Origin of the sequence: Deinococcus sp. YIM 134068, from assembly GCF_036543075.1 — a bacterium.
Taxonomy (GTDB): domain Bacteria; phylum Deinococcota; class Deinococci; order Deinococcales; family Deinococcaceae; genus Deinococcus; species Deinococcus lichenicola.
Map to the genome: position 1 here is coordinate 34,208 of NZ_JAZHPF010000021.1, position 21,449 is coordinate 55,656.

Consider the following 21,449-nt stretch of genomic DNA (forward strand, 5'->3'; position numbering starts at 1 on the left):
GTCGTCTTGATTTTTCGTTCACGCGGTACACTGCCCCTCGTCATGAATGCCAAGGTCATTGTGGTCACGTCGGGGAAAGGGGGCGTGGGAAAAACCACCACCACCGCGAACATCGGCGCGGCGCTCGCCCGCCTCGGGGAAAAGGTCGTCGTCATCGACGTGGACGTGGGGCTTCGCAACCTCGACGTGGTGATGGGCCTCGAATCGCGCGTGGTCTTCGACCTGATCGACGTGATCGAGGGCAAGTGCCGCCTCTCGCAGGCCCTGATCCGCGACAAGCGGGTGGAGACCCTGTACCTCCTGCCCGCCTCCCAGACGCGCGACAAGGACGCCCTCGACGCCGAGGTCTTCCGCGCGGCGGTGCGTCAGCTTATCGAGGACGAGGGCTTCGACCGGGTGCTGATCGACTCGCCCGCCGGGATCGAGTCGGGCTTCAAGACCGCCGCCGCTCCCGCCGAGGGCGCGCTGGTGGTCGTGAACCCGGAAGTCTCCTCCGTGCGCGACGCCGACCGCATCATCGGCTTGCTGGAGGCGCAGCAGGTCCGCGAAATCCGGCTCGTCATCAACCGACTGCGGCCCAAGATGGTCGCCAGCGGCAACATGCTCTCCGAGGCGGACGTGCTCGAAATCCTGGGAGTCAAGCCCATCGGCGTGATTCCCGAGGACGACGGCATCCTCGTCAGCACGAACGTCGGTGAACCCGCCGTTCTCGGCAAGACGAAGGCGGGCACAGCCTTTATGGACACCGCCCGCCGCCTCAAGGGCGAGGACGTGCCGTACCCGAACCTCGAAGAGAACCGGGGCTTCCTCGCCATCCTGCGCCGCTTGTTCGGGGGGGCCTGACATGTTTTCGTGGCTCAGGGGCAAGCGCTCCAAGGAGACGCTGAAAGACCGCCTCGAACTCGTCCTCGCCTACGACCGCGCGCAGATTCCGCCCGGCAAGGTGGACGCGCTGAGGAACGATCTGCTGGAGGTGGTGAGGAAATACTTCCCCGCCGGCAACAGCAACGTGGAGGTCGAGCAGCGCGGCGATCAGGTGGTGCTGACGGCCAGCATCGCCCTCGACGAGCGGGTGGAGAACGCGGGGCGCACGGGGCGCTGAGAGGCAGGGGTCGTCAGGGACCAGTCGCCAGAGGGGCGGCGCGTCGCTCTCAGGCTGGGCTTCAAAGGGGGTCGGGACGTGGTGCCCGGCCCCTTCGCCTTTGGCTGGATGTTGGTCCTGCTCGTGAACTGCTGGACGCCTGCGGCGTCACCCCCCACCCGGCCTCCCCCGCAAACGCTTGATGTGAACGCGCAATCGGGCAAGCCGTGTGCTTCCGGTGTTCAGCAAGAGGACGAGCGGTGCTCGTCACCCCTCTCCCCAGCCCTCTCCCGCAAGGGGAGAGGGCGCAAAAAGCACATCTGGCACGCTCGCTTTCTCTTACACATCAGGCATCAAGGGGGAGAGGCAGAGTATCTCTTCTCTATCAACATCCGACTGCACACGGGCGCTCAGGGCCAGCGCCTCCCCCCGCCTTCACCCGCCCACATCCCCGCCCCGCTAGCCTGATGGGGTGATGCGCCCGTGAACCTGAAATACGACCTGCGCTTCCCCCTGGTGGTCGCCGCGCTCCTCGTGGTCGGCCTCCTTACGGTCAGCACGGCGGCCCTGAGTCCGAGGGCCACACCTGGCATCTTCCCAAAACAAATCATTGGGGTCGTGCTCGCCGCCGTTCCCATCGGCCTGCTGTGGTGGGCGGGGCGGGACCGGGCGTACCGGGCCGCGCCGTACCTCTTCGCGGGGGCGCTGCTGCTCCAGGCGAGTACCTTCGTCATCGGGAAGGAGGTCAACGGCCAGCAGAACTGGATCGTGGTCGGGCCGCTGCAATTTCAGCCGCTCGAACTCCTGAAGTTCGCCCTGATCCTGCTCCTGCCCGTGGTGCTGCGGCAGGGCTATCAGGGAGTGAAGACGTACCTCGCGGCCTTCGCCGTCTTCCTGCCCGCCCTCGCCCTTGTGATCTTGCAGGACTTCGGGGGGGCGCTCGTCTTCGGCATCATGTTCGGGGTGATGATGCTCGCCGCCCGCATCCCGTGGTGGCACGCGCTCGTCGCGGTGGTGGCGCTGGCGGTCGTCTTTCCCACGGCGGTCTATCCCCGGCTGGAGCCGTACCAGCAAAAGCGGCTGACGATCTTCCTCGATCCCTACCAGGAGCCGCGCGGGGCGGGGTATCAGGTCATCCAGAGCACCATCGCCGTCGGGTCGGGCGGGGTGCAGGGCAAGGGGTACAAGCAGGGGAGCCAGTCGCACAACGGCTTTCTGCCGGAGGCGCACACCGACTTCGCCTTTTCCTCGTGGGCGGAGGAGCAGGGGCTGATCGGCGCGCTCGCCGTCCTCGTGCTGTACGGGGCGCTGTTCTGGCGGCTGTCGGGCATGGCCGCCGAGTCGCCCCGGCTTCAGGACCAGATTCTCTTCGCGGGCGTGCTGGGCCAGATCGGCGCGCAGGTGCTGGAGAACGTCGGCGCGGCGCTCGGCCTGCTGCCGCTGACGGGCGTGACGTTGCCGCTGATCAGCTACGGCCTGAGCAGTCTGGTCAGCACGCTCGCCACGCTGGGGCTGGCGTATGTGGTGTACCGGGACAGGTACGGTGGGGTGATCTAGGGCGGTCAGCAGTCAGCAGCTCCAGCCCCAGCCCTCATCCCCAACCCCTCAGTCCTCACTCCTCTCCTCCCGGCAACTCGGCCTCGAAGTCCTCCACGTCGCCGAGGTAGTCCTCCATCCACGCCCCCAGGGCCGCCTTCGTGTAGCCGCCGCGCAGGGTCAGGGTGCTGTCGAGGTAGTAGCTGCCCTCGTAGACGTACGCCTGCGTGAAGTAGTTGCTGTTCCACTCGTTGGCGAGGTCGGTGTCGAGGCTCCCCGCGTCGTCCTCGTAGTCCCAGCTCGTGCTCGCGGTCACGCGGTCGCAGGACGTTCCCCGGCAGCCGCTGAACCACACGTCGAGTTCGTAGTTGCCCGCCTTCACACTCAGGCTGGGGTCCTCGTCGGTGTCGACCGGGTTGACCGTAACGGCGTATCCGGCCTCGCGCAATGCGGCGGCGACGGCGGTGGGCGTGGCGGCCTGCACCTGCGCGTTCGCCGGGGTCACGGGCGCGGCTCCTCCCCCGGCCTGAGCGGCCCCGAGGCTGACGGTCAGGAGGAGGGCCGCGACGGACAGGGTGAATGTGGGCACACGCGCACAGTACGCCTTCAGCGACCCCGGTGGTCAACCTTCCGCTCCTCACCCCTCACCCTTCACATCCTGCCCCGGACGCATTGTGAGGACATGACCGCATCGTTCGACCCTGCCCTCGCCGCTCCCCCGCCCGCCCGGCGCAAACGCACGTTCGGCGTGTACATCGGGCGTTTCGAGCCGCCGCACGAGGCCCACCTCCTCGTCATGCTGGAGGCGTTGCGGAGCGTGCAGAAGCTGATCGTGGTCATCGGCAGCGCCCGCGCCGCCCGCAACACGAAAAATCCCTTCACCGCCGAGGAACGGCAGAACGTCATCACGGCGATGCTGGGGGAGGCGGGCATTCCGCGCAGCCGCCTGCTCTTCGTCCACGTGCGCGACTACTTCTACAACGAGGGGCTGTGGCTCAGCGACGTGCAGCGCGGCGTGGCCGAACATACGCGCGGCAGCAGCGACGTGGCGCTCATCGGGCACATCAAGGACGAGAGCAGCTACTACCTGCGCTCCTTTCCCGCCTGGGAGTTCATCCCCACCCACGTCGTCAGCCCCCTGAGCGCGACCGACGTTCGCAAGGCGTATTTCGAGGATCGACTGGAGGACGTGATGGGCATGGTGCCGCCCGCCGTCCACGCCTTCCTCGACACGTTCCGGCAGACGCCCGAGTACGCCGAGCTGCGCGCCGAGTACGACTACCTGCGCGAGTACCGCGCCGCGTGGAAGGACGCGCCCTTCCCCCCCGTGTTCGTGACCACCGATGGCGTCGTCACCCGCAGCGGGCATGTCCTCGTCGTGCGGCGGGCGGGGATGCCGGGGCGCGGGCGGCTCGCCATACCGGGCGGCTTTCTGGAGCAGGACGAGACGTTGCTCGAATGCGCCGTGCGCGAGGTCCACGAGGAAACCGGGCTGGGTGAGGGCGTGAACCTCGCGGCGGCCCTGCGTGCCCAGGCCGTCTTCGACTACCCCGACCGCAGCCAGCGCGGGCGCACCGTCACCCACGCCTACCACTTCGACCTCGGCATCGGCCAACTGCCCGTCCTGCGTGCCGCCAGCGACGCCGCCGACGCCTTCTGGCTCCCGCTTTCCGAGGCCCTGAACCAGCCCGAACTCTTCTTCGAGGACCACCACGCGATCATCGAACATTTTTTGATGCGGGGGTAAGTGGGGGTGGATGGTCTCTTGTTAGAGAAGACATACCCGTGGTTTACGTTAGAAACTACTGCCAGACACGGCATTCAAAGCTCCCTCTTTTGAACGTCTGAGATGAATTGCATATCGGGCAAAAGGAGCATTTTTGCTGTCTGGCAAGAGGACGAGCGGTGCTCGTCACCCCCCTCCCCGACCCTCTGCGAGCAGCTCTTCGAGTCCCCCACAAGGAGGGAGGGAGAAAGGAGGCTAGAGCTTGAGCTTTTTAGCTCCTCCCCGTTGAGGGGGGAGGCTGGGAGGGGGTGAACGGGTCTAGCGTCGCAAGGCCAACAAGTAAGGCGAAGGCATCTTCCCAGCCCTGGTGTCAGTCACACGCCCCCTCACCCCGGTCCTTTCCCACGAGAGTAGAGAGCAAAACACTCTTATGCTCACTAAACTCATAATTAGAAAGAGCAATTATGAGTCATAGAGAGGGCGACCCTTCCCCGCCCCCAGGAGCCTCCCCATGACCCTGCTCAACGACCAGAACCTCATCCTCGACACCGATTCGTACAAGAGCAGCCACTTCCTCCAGTATCCGGCGGGCACGACGCGGCTGTTCTCCTATCTGGAGTCGCGGGGCGGGCGCTACCCGGTGACGCGCTTCTTCGGCCTCCAGTACCTCCTCGACCGTTACCTGACGCGGCGGGTGACGCGCGAGAACGTGGAGGAGGCGCGGACCCTCATCGAGGCGCATGGCGAACCCTTCCCCTACGAGGGGTGGCTGCGGGTGGTGGACGTTCACGGCGGGCGGCTGCCGCTGGAGATTCGCGCCGTGCCGGAGGGAACGCTCGTGCCCATCCACAACGTCCTGATGAGCGTGACGAACACCGACCCCGAGTTGCCGTGGCTGGTGGGCTGGTTCGAGACGATGCTGATGCGAACGTGGTATCCCACCACCGTCTGCACCCAGAGCTACCACCTGCGCGAGATCATTCGTGGGGCGCTGGAGGCGACGAGCGACCGCGCCGCCGAGGAACTGCCCTTCAAGCTGCACGACTTCGGCTCGCGCGGGGTGAGCAGCCGCGAGAGCGCAGGGCTGGGTGGGCTGGCCCACCTCGTCAACTTCCTGGGAAGCGACACGCTGGAGGCGCTGCGGGTCGGGCGCAACCACTACGGGGCGGACGTGGCGGGCTTCTCCATCCCCGCCGCCGAGCATTCCACGGTCACGAGCTGGGGGCAGCCGAACGAGGTCGAGGCGTACCGCAACATGGTCCGGCAGTTCGGGAAGCCGGGCGGCATCTTCGCCGTCGTGAGCGACAGTTACGACCTGAAGCACGCGATCAACGTTCACTGGGGCGAGACGCTGCGGCGCGAGGTCGAGGAGAGCGGCGCGACCCTCGTCGTCCGGCCCGACTCCGGCGACCCGCCCGCGATGGTGCGCCTCGCCGTGAATGCGCTGGCCGCCAAGTACGGCACGACCACGAACGGCAAGGGCTTCCGCGTCCTCAACCACGTCCGGGTGATTCAGGGTGACGGCATCGACGAGACGACCATCCGCCAGATTCTCGACAACCTGCGGGTGGACGGCTTTTCCGCCGAGAACGTCGCCTTCGGCATGGGCGGGGCGCTCTTGCAGAAGGTGGACCGCGACACGCAGAGATTCGCCTACAAGGCCAGCGCGGGCGTGGTGGGCGGCGAGTACCGGGGCATCTACAAGGACCCCGTGACCGACCCCGGCAAGCGCAGCAAGGACGGCGTACTCGACCTCGTGATGGAGAATGGGCGAATGGTGACGCGGCAGTACAGGACCTTCGACACCGACTTTCCGGGCAGCCTGATGCGAACGGTGTATAGGGATGGGGAGCTGCTGGTGCGGGATACGTTGGATGAAATACGTAACAGGATATAGAATGTGATCGACCATGCATACGTATCAAATTTCAAAACATGTAATAATAGGGAACGGCGAAGTACGTTTTAGATTCGCAATAATTGATGGTGAATATCTACCATGCATTTTGGTGACGGAGAATGCTTGGTCGCATGACATATTAAAGGGGGGCACCATCCTTGTTTTCTCCCACAAGAAAGGAAGGTTGTTGTTCTTTAAAGATTCAATTACTCACAATTGTTATCCCGTGATTTTTCAGGACTCAGACGTTTGGGAATATGCTATACAAATTATGTACGAAAGAGTTTTAAAGATCGCTGGTAGTAATAGAGAATTCTTAGTAGTAGAAAGAGAAGTTGTATTTAGAAAGGGCATGCGTAACTCGTCCTATGAGGGTGGTGGTAGATATACTGCTACCTCATGGCATGAAGCATGGCTGTATGCATTCTGCATCGCCAAATTTATCGCAAAGCGAACTTTAATTAAAAATAATTCAGACAATGTTCTCGACCAAGCAAACTACTATTGCATAGCTGAAGAAATTTTGACGTTCCATAATAGAGTTGAGCTACATTTCAAAGTGTATAACAACAGTGGTTCAGGATTAGGAGGAACACAGCGCGGAGGAGTCGAAAAATACATCAAGATATATCAGGTATTGAGGAAGTATAGTCCTCGCCGGATACTTAACACTTATTATCCAACAGACACCGCCGAGAAATCGGAGTACTCGGCAGGCGACCCCAGATTACTACGCGATAGCTCCAATGGACAATTCGGCTCCTATCCTTCCTTCGAAGGTGACGACGAGGAGGAATAACGCCGCAGTGAGGTAACATTATGACCCTCTTCTCCCTCCCCATTCCCACCCTCGTTCTCGACCTCACGGGCGGCCTGTGCGTCCTCGTCAGCCTGTATTACCTGTTCTCCAAGTCGCCGACGTACTGGCACTGGAGCAACGCCTCGCTTCTCCCCTACTTCCTGCTGTTTCTGGGCGGCGGTCAGTGGATGCTGGCGGGGCTACAGGTGACGTATCTGCTGTTCGGCGTCCACGGGCTGTACCTGTGGCACTTGGAGGCACGGCGAGCACGCGGCGAAATCCGGTTCAACGAGCGGGCGTGGTACGGGGTGACGTGGGCGGCGAGCCTCCTGATCTTCGCGTACACGGTGGCGGTGACGGACTTCTCGCAGGCGTGGAACGGGGTGCAGTTCGCGGCGGTGACGCTGGCGCTGGTGGCGAACTTCGGGACGACGCGGCGCTGGGCGTGGGCGTGGCCCGTGTGGATCGCGGTCAACGCGGTGCAGGCGGTGTACTTCTGGCACACGGGGTACTGGGTGCTGTTCGCCCTGCAATTCGTGCTGGCGGCCATGAGCGTGTACGGCTGGCGGGTGTGGCGGCGCGACGAGGCGCGCGCGGTCGCCTTTGCCTGAGCTGGCCTCCCGCTTCGGGCATGGCTTGGTCATCGGCAAGTTCGCGCCGCTGCACCGGGGCCACATGGGGCTGATCGAGCGGGCGCTGGCCGAGTGCGACCGGGTGAGCGTGTGGGTCTACTCCCGTCCTGACTTCCCGGCCATGCCCTCGCCCGTGCGCCGGGGCTGGGTGCGTGAGCTGTACCCGGCGCGGCTGTTCCCGACCCTCCACCTCCTGCCCGACGCGCCGAATCCACCACCAAACGACGAGCCGGACGCCACCCACCGCGCCTACGTGCAGGCCACGCTGGAGAGCTGGGACGTGCGGCCCGACGTGGTATTCACGAGCGAGACCTACGGGGACGCGCTCGCCGCCGAGTTGGGGGCGGTGCATGTCTGCGCGGACCTGCCCCGCCTCGCCGTGCCGATCAGCGGGACGCGGCTGCGGGCGGACGTTCACGGGCACCGGGCTTACCTCGACCCCGTGGTGTACGCGCATTTTCTGGAACGGGTGGTCCTGCTGGGCGCGGAGAGTACGGGCAAGAGCACATTGACGCGGGCGCTGGGTGAGGCGTTCGGCACGGGCTGGGTCCGCGAGTACGGGCGGGACGTGTATGAGCGCGAGGGCGGACGGCTGACGCCCAAACACTTCCTGGAGATCGCCCACGGCCACCGGGCGCTGGAGGACGAGGCGGCCCGCGCGCCGGGGATGCACCGCTTCCTCTTCGTGGACACCCACGCCGCCACGACGTTGATGTGGTCGTACCTCCTGACGGGGACCGCCCTGCCGGAGCTGCACGCCCTCGCGGATGCCTGCCGGGCGCGCTACGCCCACACGTTCCTCTGCGCGGACGACCTGCCCCACGAGCAGGACGGCTGGCGGGCCAATACGAGTGTGCGCGAGGTGCAGCAGGCGTTCATCAGGCAAGATTTGGGGACGCGGGGCATCTCCTACCGGACGGTGCGCGGTTCTATCGCGGAACGGGTGGAGCAGGTGCGGGAGGCGCTGGGTGTTCGTCCTGCCGACGCAACCGCCCCGCATCCCGGCACGTACTATTCAGCATGACCAAGCCCGAGGACCAGACCCCCGGCGGTGAACCCGCCCCCAAGCCCGCCGTCCCCTCCTGGGTGGACGAGGTGCTGCGCGCCGAGCCGACGCCACAGCCCGTCACCCCACCGACCCCCACTCAGGCGGCGGGCGACCTGCGTAGTTCCGAGGCGAATCGCCCCCAGCCCACCCCCGTGCCCCTTCGGGAGGACGGGGACCTCCGCATCCCGGACGCGCCCCGACCCCAGCCCGCCCCAGCTCCCACCACACCGCGACTCACCGACAAGGACGCCGACGATTGGATCGCCCGCGCGACGGGTGGCACGGCAAAGAACCCGACCGTTTCCAGCGGGCCGCAGATTGTCTCCCGACCCTCCGACCCCGTGCGGGACTGGCCGCAGCCGGTCCACACGCCGTCCTCCCTCCCGTCCAACGTGCCCGCCGACATCGCGCAGAAGAGGCTCGTCGCGGGGCTGCTCGCCATCGTGCTGGGCGGCCTGGGCGTCCACAAGTTCTACCTGGGCATGAATACACCGGGCCTGATCATGCTGGGTGTCAATCTCGGCGTCTGGGTGCTGGCCTTCCTGATCGGTCTGCTGACACTTGGGCTGGGCCTGTTCATTACCTTGCCACTGGCGGGGTTGGTGAGCGGGGCCATCGGCCTGCTCGGTTTGGTAGAGGGCGTCCTCTACCTCACGAAGTCGGACGGCGACTTCTACCGGGAATATGTGATGGGGCAGAAGCCCTGGCTCTGAGCGGGCGCGGGAAGGGGCGCTTGACCACCGATCAGGCGTTCCTCTTCCCCAAAGGATGAAGCGGGAATGACGGATTTTTGCGAGCCGGATCACACACCGCACCCATCTATCGGATAACGATATAGCCAAACGATACCTCTACTCAAAGGACGTGCTTATGGAGCCAAACCTGCTGAAGGGGCACCTCGACCTGATCCTGCTCTCCATCCTGGAGGGCGGGCCGATGTACGGGCTGGAGATCAGCAAGCAGGCGCAGGTGGAGACGGACGGGTACTTCGACCTGCGGGTGGGGAGCCTCTACCCGGCGCTGCACCGGCTGGAGGGGGCGGGGGCGGTGGAGGGGGAGTTCCGGCCCGCGCCGCGTGGGGGCGCGCCCGTCAAGTACTACTGGCTCACCGAGGACGGCCTTCGGCTGCTGGCCCGCAAACGGGAGGACTTTCGGACGTTCAGCGCACATCTTCAGGCTTTGGGGAGGCGTTATGAGGGACGAGGGTGAACGGCTGTATTTGAGGCGCGCGACCCGTGGGCTGTGGGGCCGCAAACGGCACGAGGTCGAGGCTGAGTTGCGCGGGCACCTGGACGCCCGCCGCCGCGAGCTTTCGCTGGCGGGCCTGAGCGCGGAGGCCGCCACCCGTCAGGCCCTGCGCGAACTCGGTGAGCCGGAGCGGGTGAGCCGGGGGCTGGCCGGGGTCTACCTTCTGCCGACCGTGGCGCGAACGACGATGCTGGGCACCGTGCTGGGCGGCGCGGTCTTCCTGACAGCGACCACCGTATCGCGGGGGCTGGCGCAGGTGCAGGGCTATCAGCCGGGGGGCTACACGCTCCCCGCCGGACCCTTCACTTACCTGGACACGGGCAGCCTGCGGGCCGAGCTGCTGCGGGCGGGAGTGGGCGTCTCGGGCACCCCGACCCGGCCCATCCTCACCTTTCCGGGGGTCGCCGCCCCGGTGGCGGTGGAGACCGGGGAGGAGCAGGGCGAGCTGGAACCCTACGTGCGCCGCTCGCTCGTGCGCGACTACGGCAGCGGGCAGGTTTATCTGGACGCGGGCACGCTGGCGCGGTCGCTGCTGAACGCCGGGCTGAGCGTGCGGGTGCGCGGCTGGGTCAACCCCGAGTTGCAGGTCGGCGACGTGGCCCTGCGGCTGGGGACGCCCGCGCAGCCCGTGGACGCCTATAACCTCTACAGCCTCGCGCTGACGGGACTGGCGCGGGAGTTGGGAGTGCGGGCACCGTACAGCGCGCGGTGGAGCGGCACGGTGTTGTCCAGCACCCACACCTTGCGGGTGGAGGGGACGCCGGACGACGTATACGCCCTCGTGAGCGTCCTGCGTTCGCCGCCGCTCGACTCGGCGCAGGGAGCCAACCCCCTCGTGCTGGCCTTCGACCTCGCGCGGCCCGGTGCGGACGGGCGGCTCACCTTCGCCCTCCCCTACGACATGTTCAACCTGCGGCTGACGGGCACCGTGGAGGACCTGCGCCAGGACGCCCGCCGCCTCGCCGACCCCTCTCAGCGGCAGCAATACGCGAGCGCCGAGTTGCCCGCCCACGCCCTGCTGCTGCGCCTCAGCGGTGAACTGGCACCACAGGCCACGCCTTACACGCTGGTTCCGAGGAGTGAGGGGAGCGTGGGGGAGTAGGGGTTAGCTCCTCCCCCTTGAGGGGGGAGGCTGGGAGGGGGTGAGCGGGCCGGGCATCCGGGACGGCAGGGAAGTCAAAGCCCCTGAGTAATGCCTGAGTCGGTCACACGCCCCCTCACCCCAACCCTCTCCCACCGGGGGAGAGGGAGTGAGATCACCCCAACGCCTGCTCGATATCCGCGCGCAAATCCTCCACATCCTCCACGCCCACGCTCATGCGGATGGTGCGGGGCGTAACGCCAGCGGCGCGGCGGGCGGCTTCGGGCATCCGTCCGTGGGTGGTGGTCCAGGGGTGGACGACGAGGGTGCGGCTGTCCCCGAGGTTGGGGGCGATGCGGAGGACGCACAGCCGGGCGAGGAAGGCGGCGGGGTCCTCCACCTCGAAGGTCAGGACGGCCCCGAAGCCGCCGCGCAGGTACTTGCGGGCGAGGGTGTGGTGGGCACTGCCAGGCAGGCCAGGGTACGAGACGCGACCGACGCGCGGGTGAGTCTCCAGCCACGAGGCGAGGGCCAGCGCCGTCTCTGACTCGCGGGCCAGCCGCAGCGCCAGCGTCTCCAGCCCCTGCGCGATGAGGAAGGCGTTCTGTGGGGCGAGCGTCATCCCGAGTTGGTGGGCACCGAACCACCGCTGCCGCCACGCGAGGGCCTGTTCACCGCGCACGCCCAGAATGCTGTTCTCGCCGCCCTCGGTATAGATCGGATTGCGGGTCAGGTCGTGTCGGTTCCCCACGGTGACGCTGCCGCCCATCACGCTGCCGTGGCCGCCCGCCCACTTCGTCAGCGAGTGGGTCACGATGTCCGCGCCGGACTCCAGCGGACGGCACAGGTAGCCGACGCCGCCCCAGGTGTTGTCGATGCCGAGCAGCGCCCCCCGTTCGTGCGCGATGGCCGCGTAAGCCCCGAGGTCGGGCACGTCCCCGGCGGGATTGCCGATGGTCTCGGCCCACACGAGGCGCGTGTTCTCCCGCATGGCCGCCTCAATGGCTTCCGGCGTGTTCTCGGTGATCGTGGCCGTGAGGCCCATCAGCGGGAGGATGTTGTTCAGCAGGCCCGCGCTGCCTCCGAAGAGGCTGCCCGTGGAGACGACGTGATCCCCGGTCCGGCACACGCTCATGATCGCCGTGAGGGTCGCCGCCTGCCCGCTGGCGAGGGCGACGGTCGCCGTGCCGCGTTCCAGCGCCGTGATCCGTTCCTCCAGCGCGCGGACCGTTGGATTCTGCAACCGGGCATAACTCAAACCCTGATTGAGCTGGAACTCCTCCTGCGCCTGCTCCAGCGTCTCGAACTGGAAGGCGGCGGCCTGGTGGACGGGGATGCCGACCGTCTGCCCCAGCCCGCGCGGAATGCCCGTCTGCACGGCGGTCGTCTCGAAGCCCCACTCGGGCGTCGGCGTGGGCGTCTCCTGGGCCTCGGTGGCCTGCTCGGCGTCGCGGAGGTCGGTCATGGGTCCATGCTAGGCGTGTCCGGCGGCTAGAGTACGGCCCATGTCCTATCTGTCCGAGGTGCGTGCCCTGTGGGGAGCGGCGCTCCTCGTCTCGGTCGGGGTCAGCGTGCTGATTCAGGACGAGGCGGGGCGGATTCTCCTCCAGAAGCGGGGGGATGACGGGCTGTGGGGCGTGGTGGGGGGTGGTCTCGAACCCGGCGAAGATTTCCTGACCGCCGCCCACCGGGAGTTGCTGGAGGAAACGGGCCTGACCTGCCCGAACCTCGCACTCTTGCCGCTGGAAGAGGGGCTGGTCAGCGGTCCTGAGTTCTACCACCGCTACCCGAACGGGCACGAGATTTACCTCGTCGGGACACGGGCGCACGGCACGCTGCGCGCCTCGGCCCTCGCGCACGCGGCACCGGACGACAGCGGGGAGACGCTGGACCTCGCGTGGTTTGAACTTGACGGTCTGCCGCCGCTGAGCAGCAATATCAACCGCGCCAACATGAACATTCTGCGCGCCTGCGTGGGCCTGCCGCCCCTGCCCCTTCTCCCCTTCCCGGAGTCGCCGCCCCTCGGGAACCACATGGCCGCGTTGAGGAAGGTGGTCGGGCCGCGTCCACTCTTCTCGCCCGGCGCGAACGTACTCGTGACGGACGGGCGGGGCCGCCTCCTGCTGCTGCAACACGGCGACGGCGACCGCTGGACGCTACCCGGCGGCGGGCTGGAACCCGGAGAGAGCTTCGGGGCGTGCGCGCAGCGGGAACTGTTGGAGGAAACGGGATTGAGGTCGGGGACGCTGGAACTGCTCCACCTCTTCGCCGGACCCCAGTACCACTTCACCTACCCGAACGGCGACCCCATCCACAACATCAGCGTCCTCTACCGGGCGGAAGGGGTGACAGGCGAATTGACGATGCAGGCGGGCGAGATCGACGGCGCGGCGTGGTTTGCCCCAGACAATCTCCCTGACGACATGGAATTGAGTGGGGCATTGATTCGGGCGATGGTTCAGGCATGGCGAGAGGGCAGGCTGACGCCTACCACCCCCCACCCGGCCTCCCCCGCAAGGGGGGAGGAGTAAAAGCGTTCCTGCTCGGCCTCAACCCCTAACTTTCACCTCCTCGCCCCCTCACTTCTCCCGAATATTCCACCCCTGCGCCCGCACCGCGCCGATCAGCCGCTCCATCACCGGGTCCACCTCGGCGTCGGTGAGCGTCCGCTGGCCCCGGAAGACGAGGCGCACGGCGACGCTGCGCTGCCCCTCGGGGATGGGGGCACCCACGTACACATCGAACGGCTCCACGCTCTCCAGCCCTTCGCCCGCCTCACGCCGGAGCAGGGCGGCGATTTCCCCGTAACTCACCGTCTGCGGCGCGATCACCGCGAGGTCACGCCACGCGGCGGGGGCGCGGCTGGGGTCGCGGAAGGCCCACGCCCGGCCCGGCAGCGGGAGCGCGGCCTCCAGCAGGAAGGTGTCGCCCTTCAGCCCGAACTCCCCCGCGATCTCCGGGTGGACGGCTCCTAGCCAGCCGACGCTCTCGCCGTTCCACACCACTTCCCCAGCAATGCCGGGATGGAGGGCCGGCGGCACCGCCTCCCCGCGCAGTTGCCGAAGCTCCAGCCCCGCGCCGAGCGTCTGGGCCAGCGCCTCCACCAGCCCCCGGAAGGCGGAGAAGGACCCCGCCACGCCCGGCTGGTACGTGTTCGCCGCGAGGGGACCGCGCATCAGCAGGCCGAGTCGTTCGGTCTCCCCACGCGCCGGAAAGACGCGCCCGATCTCGAAGAGGAGGACCCGCTCGCCCCCCTTGTGCGCCCCGGCGGCTTTGAGGAGGCTGGGATACAGGGCCGTCCGCATCCCGGTCCGGTCGTTGCTGAGCGGGTTGCGGAGGCGGACGGTGGGTGTCTCGCTCCGCGCCTTCCCCGCCTCCTCGTCGTTGGTGAAGGTATAGGTGACGACCTCCTGAAAGCCGAGGCCGCTCAGGGTGCGGCGGAGGGTGGTGCGGGCCAGGCTCTCTCTCTCGGCCCCGAGGTTGCTCTCGTGGACGCGCAGGGTGGGCAGCGTCTCGGGGAGGTCGGCGTAGCCGTGCAGCCGAGCCACCTCCTCCGCGAGGTCCTGCCAGATCGTCATATCCACGCGCCACGAGGGCGGGGTGACGGTGAGGCGGTCGCCGTCCCGCAGGGCGCGGCAGCCGAGGCGACCCAGGAGGTCCGCCATCTCGCCCGTGCCGACCTCCATGCCGAGGAGCGCGCGAATCTGGTCGCCCGTCGCCTCGATGACGCCGGGCAGTTCGGGCGTGCCCACGACGGTCGCGCCGGGGTGGGGGGTGCCGCCGCCGTACTGCGCGAGGAGGCCCGCCACCCGGTCCGCGCCGCGCGGGGCGAGCGTAGGGTCCACGCCGCGTTCGTAGCGGTACACGGCGTCGGTCTTCAGGCCCAGGCGGGTGCTCGTGCGCCGCAGCAGCACGGGGTCGAAGTGCGCGGACTCGATCACCACGTCCGTCGTGTCTGCCCGGACGTGCCCGTGGTCGCCGCCCATGATGCCCGCGATGCCGAGGACGCCCTGACCCTCCTTCGGCTGGCCCGCCGTGGCGAACGCCTCCGCCACACTGGGAATCGCCACCTCGTGCCCGTCACGGATGAGGAGGTCTTCCGGCCCGACCGTGTGCTCGCTGCCGAGCAGGTCGCGCACCGTCTCGCCCTGACGCAAGCCGAAGGAGACGATGATCTGGTCGTCCGCCACGTCCCGGCGGTCGTACAGCGCGGTCGGCTGGCCGAGTTCGAGCATCACGTAGTTGCTCGCGTCCACGATGAGGTCGATGGGCCGCATCCCGGCGAGGGTGAGGCGGCGCTGCATCCACAGGGGCGAGGGGCCGTTCCGCACGCCGCTCACCGTGCGGGCCGCGAAGTGGTCGCAGCCGGGGCGAATCTTGCGCGACGGGTCACGCTCCAGCGTCACGCCGCGCGGGGGCAGGGAGACGCGGATTTCACCTTCACCGCTCGCCTGCGGTCCGGTCTCCGGCTCCCTCAGCTCCAGCCGCAGGAACGCCGCGAGGTCCCGCGCGAGGCCGAGGATGCTGAGCACGTCGGCGCGGTTGGGCGTCACCTCCACGTCCAGCACGAGGTCGGCGGGCCAGAGGTCACGCATCGGTGTGCCGGGTGCCGCCGTCCCCGCCGGGAACAGCATGATGCCCGCGCCGCTCTCGCCAATTCCGAGTTCCTTCGCGCTCGCGGCCATGCCCCACGACTCCACGCCCTGCATCTGCCGGACGCCGTACTCCACGCCGCCTAGCGTTGTGCCCGGCGTGACGAGAGCGACCATCGTGCCGGGACGAAGGCCAACCGCATTGGGAGCACCGGAGGCGATGGTGCGCGAACCGTGCGGCCCCACATCGAGCGAGAGCCGCGTGAGTTGCGTCCCCTCGATGGGATCGGCGGCAGTCACGGCGGCGAGGAGGACACCCTCGGCGGGAGCAGGAGCTTCCTCAATTCCTTCCAGTGGCAGGCCGAGATTGGCGAGGATGGGTTCGAGTTCGGGGGCGGGGGGAAGGCCGGGGAGGAGTTCTTGGAGCCAGGAGTGGGGGAGTTTCATGGGAACCTCGGAAGGGAGGGGAGTTGAGACAAACGTGGGAAGGGTGGCTCTGCCCGTTCACCCCCTCCCGGCCTCCCCCCTCAAGGGGGAGGAGAAAAAAGCGGCGGGGCGTTAGGTTGGTATGTGTCCGAACATTGGTCTAGAACAAGCCCCTCCGCAGAAGTGGCACGGTCGTTGCGTCAACGAATGACGCCGGAGGAAGTGCTGTTGTGGCGGCATCTACGAAGCAGACGATTGGGCGTCACGTTTCGCCGTCAAGAACCAATGGGCCGTTACGTGGCCGACTTCGTGTGCTACGAACGTGCCCTTGTCATCGAACTTGACGGCAGCCAACACCTGAACAGCCAAACGGACCAGGAACGCGACGCGGACATGGCCGAATACGGCTTTCAAACGCTGCGCTTCTGGAACAACGAAGTCAGAAACAACTTGCCCGGCGTTCTGCACCGAATACAGCAGGTCTTGGAAGCCCGAAAAAATCTTTAGCCCCTCCCCCTTGAGGGGGGAGGCTGGGAGGGGGTGAACGGGCATGGCAGCCCTTCCAGCATTCATCTCAACTTGAACCTCGACCACGGTTGAAGGCTTAAACTGGAATATGGGCATTAACTGGAGGCTCGAACAAGAAGCAGCCGCACAGCATCTGAGGCCTCAACTAGCAGAAGGTGCTGATCTTTCAACTGCAATCCTCCACGCATTCTATATTGGCGGGTTTGGTTTGTTTTCGCTATCTCGTGCAATTCAGGAGGTGGCAGGGGTTGAGCGTCGTGAGGCGGCAAAGCTGATAGCAAAAGCAACTAGCAACTCTGTTCGGAAGTCTTATTAGATTGAGCCGAAGTACAGGCTTGACTTTTCCTCTCAACCCAACTCCCCCCTGAACTGCCCGATCACCCTCGGGTCGTTCGCGTAGAAGTAGCGAATATCGGGAATGCCGTACTTCAGCATGGCGATGCGCTCCGGCCCCAACCCGAAGGCGAAGCCCGTCTTGCCCTCGTACACACGTGGCTTACCCTGCTGTTCCCGCAGGTCGTCTACGGCCTTGAAGACGTTGGGGTGGACCATGCCGCAGCCACCGAGTTCCAGCCACTTGCTCTCGCCGCGCGGGTTGTGCCACCACACGGCGAAGTCGGCCCCCGGCTCCACGAAGGGGTAATAGCTCGGCTGGAAACGTACTTTGGCAGAGGGGCCGTACAGCCCGCGTGCCATCTCCGCGACCGTGCCCTTGAGGTCGGCCATGCTGATGCCGTCGCCCACCACCAGACCCTCAAGCTGGTGGAACATCGCCTCGTGGGTGGCGTCGGTCGCCTCGTAGCGGTAGACCTTGCCGCGCACGACGATCCTCATGGGCGGCTCGTGGTCCACCATGTAGCGCACCTGCATGGGGCTGGTATGGGTCCGCAGCAGCCGCCCGTCCTCCAGCCAGAAGGTGTCTTGCAGGTCGCGGGCGGGGTGATACCACGGCACGTTCAGCGCCTCGAAGTTGTGGTGCTCGTCCTCGACCTCCGGCCCCTCGACGACCGCGTAGCCCAGCCGCTCATAGATGGAGATGAGATCGTCATACACGCGGCTGATGGGGTGCAGCCCGCCCGCCGGAAGGGGCAGACCGGGCAACGTCACGTCAATGGCCTCCGAGGCGAGCCGGGCGTCGAGGGCGGCACGTTTGAGGACGGCCTCGCGCTCCGTCAGCGCCGCGTCGACGGCCTGCCGCACGGCGTTGATCTCCGCGCCCCGGCTCTTGCGCTCCTCGGGGGGGAGCTTGCCCAGCGACCCGAGTTCCCGTGTGACGAGGCCGCTCTTGCCCACATAGCGGGTCTTGACGGCTTGCAGGGCGTCGAGGTCGGGGGCGTCCTGGATGGCTTGCAGGGCTTCTTCTCTCATGGGGTCTCCTGGGGGCAAAAAGAAAACCCGCCACGTACAGCACGCGGCGGGAACGGACGCTCGACCCGGTGTCAGGTCAGCGCGGCCCCGCCCGCCCTAAAGGGCGAAGGTGTACCGGCACGGGGCGTCATGGGGTCAGGGTAGCGGGCGGGGGGTGGGGGGTCAAGCCGGGAAGGGCAGGGATAAGGAATGAGCGATGAGAAGGAAGCCCTGCCTGAGCCTTCGCCCTTTGGTCCGGCTCACTCCGCCTACTCAGCAGGGCACCAAATTCAACTTGCGGCCCTGTGCGACGATACCGACATGGGCGAGGGCACGGGCGGCGCGGCGATCACTCACAACCTTCTCTTTAGAAGACGACCCCACCGGTCCTCCGCTGGCCGCTGGCCGCTGGCTGCTGGCGGCCCTCCCACCCTGCACCCGCCCACGGACCTCCCGCATGGCTGAGGTCCACGCCGAGCTGTACCTCCTCGCGGCGGGCGTGCTGCTCATCGTCAGCCTCGTCGTGAGTCGGCTGGGCGGGCGGCTGGGGGTGCCGGGGCTGCTGCTCTTCCTGGGGGTGGGCATGGCCGCCGGGTCGGACGGGCTGGGCATCCAGTTCTCCGACTACCGGCTCTCGCAGGCGCTGGGCACGCTGGCGCTGTGCTTCATCCTATTTCAGGGCGGCCTCGTCACCAACTGGCAGATCACCCGCCCGGTCGTGAAGCGGGGGCTGAGCCTGGCGACGCTCGGCGTGCTCGTCACGGCGGGAGTGATGGCCGCCTTTACCCACTACGCCTTCGGCTTTCCGTGGTTGGACGCCTGGCTGCTGGGAGCCATCGTGAGCAGCACGGACGCCTCGGCGGTGTTCTCGGTCCTCAAGGAACGCAACCTGGGTCTCAAGGGCGACATCGACCCCCTGCTGGAGTTCGAGTCGGGCGGCAACGACCCGATGGCCGTCTTCCTCACGGTGGGCATCATCGAGCTGATCTCGGAGCCGGACCTCGGCGTGCTGGACATCGTGCCCCTCTTCCTTCAGGAGATGGTGCTGGGGGCCGTCCTCGGTGTGGTACTGGGGCGGGCGGCGCTGTGGATTCTGAACCGGGTGCAGCTCCAGTTCGAGGGGCTGTACTCGGTCCTGAGCCTCGCGCTCGCCCTGACGATCTTCAGCGGGACGGCGGTGGTGGGCGGCAGCGGCTTTCTCGCCATCTACATCGCGGGCGTCATCCTCGGCAACGCCGACTTCATCCACAAGCGCAGCCTGCTGTCCTTCCACGATGGGCTGGCGTGGCTGATGCAGGTGGGGATGTTCCTCACGCTGGGGCTGCTCGTCAACCCGCGCGAGCTGGTGCCGACCGCCGGGCTGGCGCTCGCGTGCGCGCTCGTGCTCGTCTTCGTGGCGCGGCCCGTCAGCGTGTATGTCAGCCTCGCGCGGGCGCGGATGCCCCTCAACGAGAAGACGATGGTGGCGTGGGTCGGTCTGCGCGGGGCGGTGCCCATCGTCCTCGCCACCTTCCCGCTGCTGGCGGGGGTGCCGCAGGCGCAGACCCTGTTCAACATCGTCTTTTTCATCGTGCTGACGAGCGTGCTGCTGCAAGGCACCACCCTCACTCTCGTCGCCCGCTGGCTCGGCGTGCGCGAGACGCTCCCTCCCCGCGCCAGCTACCCCATCACCTACACGCCCACGGGCCACAACAAGAACGAGATGGTGGAGGTGGAGGTCCGCCCCGGCAGCGACGCCGACGGCACCCGCATCGTGGACCTGCACCTGCCACCCGAGGCGCTCGTCATCCTGATTCACCGCGCCGGGGAGTTCCTGATTCCGAAGGGCGCGACCGAGCTGGTGGCGGGCGACAGCGTGCTCGTGCTGGCGGGTGAGGCGGAGTTGCGGGACGTACGGCGGCGGCTGGGGACGGGCACGCAGGCGGCGACGGCACGCGGGGTGCGGTAGGCCGCGTCCCCTCTGCGGAGACAACCCCCCATTCCACCTCCCGCACGGTGTTACCGTACCCCCATGACGAGCACCGCCGAGAAGCCCGCCGCCCAGGACCCGGCGGCGCAGGACCCCCAGATTTTCGACCTGATCTCGCAGGAGGCCGAGCGGCAGCGGGTGGGGCTGGAACTCATCGCCTCGGAGAACTTCACCTCCGCCGCCGTGCGCGCGGCTCAGGGCAGCGTCCTGACGAACAAATACGCGGAGGGCTACCCCGGCAAGCGCTGGTACGGCGGCTGCGAGGTCGTGGATCAGGTGGAGCGCCTCGCCATCGAGCGGGTGAGGGAGCTGTTCGGGGCGGCGTGGGCGAACGTGCAGCCGCACTCGGGGTCCAGCGCGAACCTCGCCGTGTACAACGCCCTGATCGAGCCGGGCGACACGGTGCTGGGCATGGACCTCTCGCACGGCGGGCACCTGACGCACGGCAACCCGGTCAACTTCTCCGGCCTGCGGTACAAGATCGTCGGCTACAAGGTCAACCCCGAGACGGAACTGATCGACATGGACGAGGTGCGCCGCCTCGCGCACGAGCACCAGCCCAAGATGATCATCGCCGGGGCGAGCGCGTACAGCCGCACCATCGACTTCGCGGCCTTCCGCGAGGTGGCGGACGAGGTGGGGGCCATTCTCTTCGCGGACATCGCGCACATCGCGGGGCTGGTGGCGGCGGGGCTGCACCCCAACCCCCTGCCCCACGCGCACGTCGTCGCCTCCACGACCCACAAGACCCTGCGCGGGCCGCGCGGCGGAATCATCCTGTCGAACGACCCGGAACTGGGCGCGCGGATCGACCGGGCCGTTTTCCCCGGCTATCAGGGTGGGCCGCTGGAGCACGTCATCGCCGCGAAGGCGGTCGCGTTCGGCGAGGCGCTGCGGCCCGAGTTCCGGGATTACTGCGCGCGGGTCATCCGCAACGCGCAGGCGCTCGCGCGGGCCTTTCAGGAGCGGGGCTACCGGGTCGTGTCGGGCGGCACCGACAACCACCTCCTCGTCCTCGACCTGCGCCCGCAGGGGCTGAACGGCACGAAGGCGACCAAGCGGCTCGACGCCAACAGCATCACCATCTCGAAGTCAACCCTCCCCTACGACACCGAGAAGATTCTCCACGGCGGCGGCATCCGCCTGGGCACCCCCGCCCTCACCACGCGCGGCCTGACGGAGGCGGACATGGAAACGGTCGCCGGGCTGATCGACCGAGCATTGAAGGGCGAGGACGTGAAGGCCGAGGTCCACACCTTCGCGGGGGCCTTCCCTCTGCCGTAAACCAAGACGTTGCGGGGGTGGAAGAGGTTTGATCTCTCCCACCCCCAGCTTGTGGCACTCGGGGAAACGCAAGTCACCAAATGACTTACGACTTCTCAAAACAAAAAAGCCCCCACCCATGTTTCAGGGCAGGGGGGATGGAGCGGGAGACGAGATTCGAACTCGCGACATCTACCTTGGCAAGGTAGTGCTCTACCAGCTGAGCTACTCCCGCGTCGTTCAGAGCAAGAACGGATCGGAACCGCTTTCGAT

General features: G+C 67.1%; 19 protein-coding genes and 1 tRNA gene. 15 read left to right on the forward strand and 5 right to left on the reverse strand.

Annotated elements, in window-relative coordinates; genetic code table 11:
* Window positions 1-42 precede the first annotated feature (42 nt).
* The 3 genes from minD (at window position 43) to V3W47_RS16135 (ending at window position 2,638) form a co-directional block, all read left to right on the forward strand.
* Window positions 43-843 (forward strand): septum site-determining protein MinD, encoded by an 801-nt coding sequence (gene minD / locus V3W47_RS16125; RefSeq protein WP_331826246.1) that lies wholly within the window; start codon window positions 43-45, stop codon window positions 841-843.
* 1 nt (window position 844) lies between these two features.
* On the forward strand, window positions 845-1,102 hold the full coding sequence (gene minE, locus V3W47_RS16130) for a cell division topological specificity factor MinE (protein ID WP_331826247.1): 258 nt from the start codon (window positions 845-847) through the stop codon (window positions 1,100-1,102).
* 462 nt (window positions 1,103-1,564) lie between these two features.
* Complete coding sequence (locus tag V3W47_RS16135; RefSeq protein WP_331826248.1) at window positions 1,565-2,638, forward strand: FtsW/RodA/SpoVE family cell cycle protein; 1,074 nt, start codon at window positions 1,565-1,567, stop codon at window positions 2,636-2,638.
* Between the two features lie 55 nt (window positions 2,639-2,693).
* On the opposite strand, the gene V3W47_RS16140 is transcribed toward V3W47_RS16135, so the two are convergent.
* Window positions 2,694-3,206, reverse strand: coding sequence for a YbjN domain-containing protein (locus tag V3W47_RS16140; RefSeq protein ID WP_331826249.1), 513 nt, complete (start codon window positions 3,204-3,206; stop codon window positions 2,694-2,696).
* A 93-nt stretch (window positions 3,207-3,299) separates the two neighbouring features.
* Between V3W47_RS16140 and V3W47_RS16145 the strand changes: the two genes are divergently transcribed.
* The 8 genes from V3W47_RS16145 (at window position 3,300) to V3W47_RS16180 (ending at window position 11,072) form a co-directional block, all read left to right on the forward strand.
* Window positions 3,300-4,364, forward strand: coding sequence for a bifunctional nicotinamide-nucleotide adenylyltransferase/Nudix hydroxylase (locus tag V3W47_RS16145; protein WP_331826250.1), 1,065 nt, complete (start codon window positions 3,300-3,302; stop codon window positions 4,362-4,364).
* A gap of 490 nt (window positions 4,365-4,854) precedes the next feature.
* Complete coding sequence (locus V3W47_RS16150; RefSeq protein ID WP_331826251.1) at window positions 4,855-6,240, forward strand: nicotinate phosphoribosyltransferase; 1,386 nt, start codon at window positions 4,855-4,857, stop codon at window positions 6,238-6,240.
* A gap of 13 nt (window positions 6,241-6,253) precedes the next feature.
* Window positions 6,254-7,042 (forward strand): hypothetical protein, encoded by a 789-nt coding sequence (locus V3W47_RS16155; protein ID WP_331826252.1) that lies wholly within the window; start codon window positions 6,254-6,256, stop codon window positions 7,040-7,042.
* 20 nt (window positions 7,043-7,062) lie between these two features.
* A complete protein-coding gene (locus V3W47_RS16160) occupies window positions 7,063-7,653 on the forward strand; it encodes a nicotinamide mononucleotide transporter family protein (RefSeq protein WP_331826253.1) in 591 nt (196 codons plus the stop codon).
* Window positions 7,646-8,698: an AAA family ATPase gene (locus tag V3W47_RS16165; RefSeq protein ID WP_331826254.1), complete on the forward strand. Its 1,053-nt coding sequence runs from the start codon at window positions 7,646-7,648 to the stop codon at window positions 8,696-8,698. Before V3W47_RS16160 ends, V3W47_RS16165 begins: the two co-directional genes overlap by 8 nt.
* Window positions 8,695-9,435 carry a TM2 domain-containing protein gene (locus tag V3W47_RS16170; RefSeq protein ID WP_331826255.1) on the forward strand — a complete coding sequence of 247 codons (741 nt, stop codon included), beginning with the start codon at window positions 8,695-8,697 and terminating at the stop codon, window positions 9,433-9,435. Before V3W47_RS16165 ends, V3W47_RS16170 begins: the two co-directional genes overlap by 4 nt.
* A 157-nt stretch (window positions 9,436-9,592) precedes the next feature.
* Complete coding sequence (locus tag V3W47_RS16175; RefSeq protein ID WP_331826256.1) at window positions 9,593-9,931, forward strand: PadR family transcriptional regulator; 339 nt, start codon at window positions 9,593-9,595, stop codon at window positions 9,929-9,931.
* Window positions 9,915-11,072 carry a permease prefix domain 1-containing protein gene (locus tag V3W47_RS16180; protein ID WP_331826257.1) on the forward strand — a complete coding sequence of 386 codons (1,158 nt, stop codon included), beginning with the start codon at window positions 9,915-9,917 and terminating at the stop codon, window positions 11,070-11,072. Before V3W47_RS16175 ends, V3W47_RS16180 begins: the two co-directional genes overlap by 17 nt.
* Window positions 11,073-11,226: 154 nt before the next feature.
* On the opposite strand, the gene V3W47_RS16185 is transcribed toward V3W47_RS16180, so the two are convergent.
* On the reverse strand, window positions 11,227-12,516 hold the full coding sequence (locus tag V3W47_RS16185; protein ID WP_331826258.1) for an aminotransferase class I/II-fold pyridoxal phosphate-dependent enzyme: 1,290 nt from the start codon (window positions 12,514-12,516) through the stop codon (window positions 11,227-11,229).
* A gap of 40 nt (window positions 12,517-12,556) precedes the next feature.
* Between V3W47_RS16185 and V3W47_RS16190 the strand changes: the two genes are divergently transcribed.
* Window positions 12,557-13,582 carry an NUDIX domain-containing protein gene (locus V3W47_RS16190; RefSeq protein WP_331826259.1) on the forward strand — a complete coding sequence of 342 codons (1,026 nt, stop codon included), beginning with the start codon at window positions 12,557-12,559 and terminating at the stop codon, window positions 13,580-13,582.
* Window positions 13,583-13,630: 48 nt separating this feature from the next.
* Here the strand turns inward: V3W47_RS16190 and V3W47_RS16195 are convergent, their stop codons facing one another.
* The gene (locus V3W47_RS16195; RefSeq protein ID WP_331826260.1) at window positions 13,631-16,090 is read right to left on the reverse strand and encodes a phenylalanine--tRNA ligase subunit beta; all 2,460 of its coding nucleotides are present in this window, start codon (window positions 16,088-16,090) and stop codon (window positions 13,631-13,633) included.
* A 186-nt stretch (window positions 16,091-16,276) separates the two neighbouring features.
* On the opposite strand from V3W47_RS16195, the gene V3W47_RS16200 reads away from it, so the two are divergent.
* A complete protein-coding gene (locus V3W47_RS16200; protein ID WP_331826261.1) occupies window positions 16,277-16,576 on the forward strand; it encodes an endonuclease domain-containing protein in 300 nt (99 codons plus the stop codon).
* Window positions 16,577-16,945: 369 nt separating this feature from the next.
* On the opposite strand, the gene pheS is transcribed toward V3W47_RS16200, so the two are convergent.
* Window positions 16,946-17,965, reverse strand: coding sequence for a phenylalanine--tRNA ligase subunit alpha (pheS, locus tag V3W47_RS16205; RefSeq protein WP_331826262.1), 1,020 nt, complete (start codon window positions 17,963-17,965; stop codon window positions 16,946-16,948).
* A 436-nt stretch (window positions 17,966-18,401) separates the two neighbouring features.
* Here pheS and V3W47_RS16210 point away from each other — a divergent pair, with 436 nt between their 5' ends.
* A complete protein-coding gene (locus tag V3W47_RS16210) occupies window positions 18,402-19,892 on the forward strand; it encodes a potassium/proton antiporter (protein WP_331826263.1) in 1,491 nt (496 codons plus the stop codon).
* A gap of 63 nt (window positions 19,893-19,955) precedes the next feature.
* Window positions 19,956-21,197: a serine hydroxymethyltransferase gene (gene glyA / locus V3W47_RS16215; RefSeq protein ID WP_331826264.1), complete on the forward strand. Its 1,242-nt coding sequence runs from the start codon at window positions 19,956-19,958 to the stop codon at window positions 21,195-21,197.
* Window positions 21,198-21,335: 138 nt separating this feature from the next.
* On the opposite strand, the gene V3W47_RS16220 is transcribed toward glyA, so the two are convergent.
* Window positions 21,336-21,411, reverse strand: a tRNA-Gly gene (locus V3W47_RS16220).
* Between the last annotated feature and the right edge of the window lie 38 nt (window positions 21,412-21,449).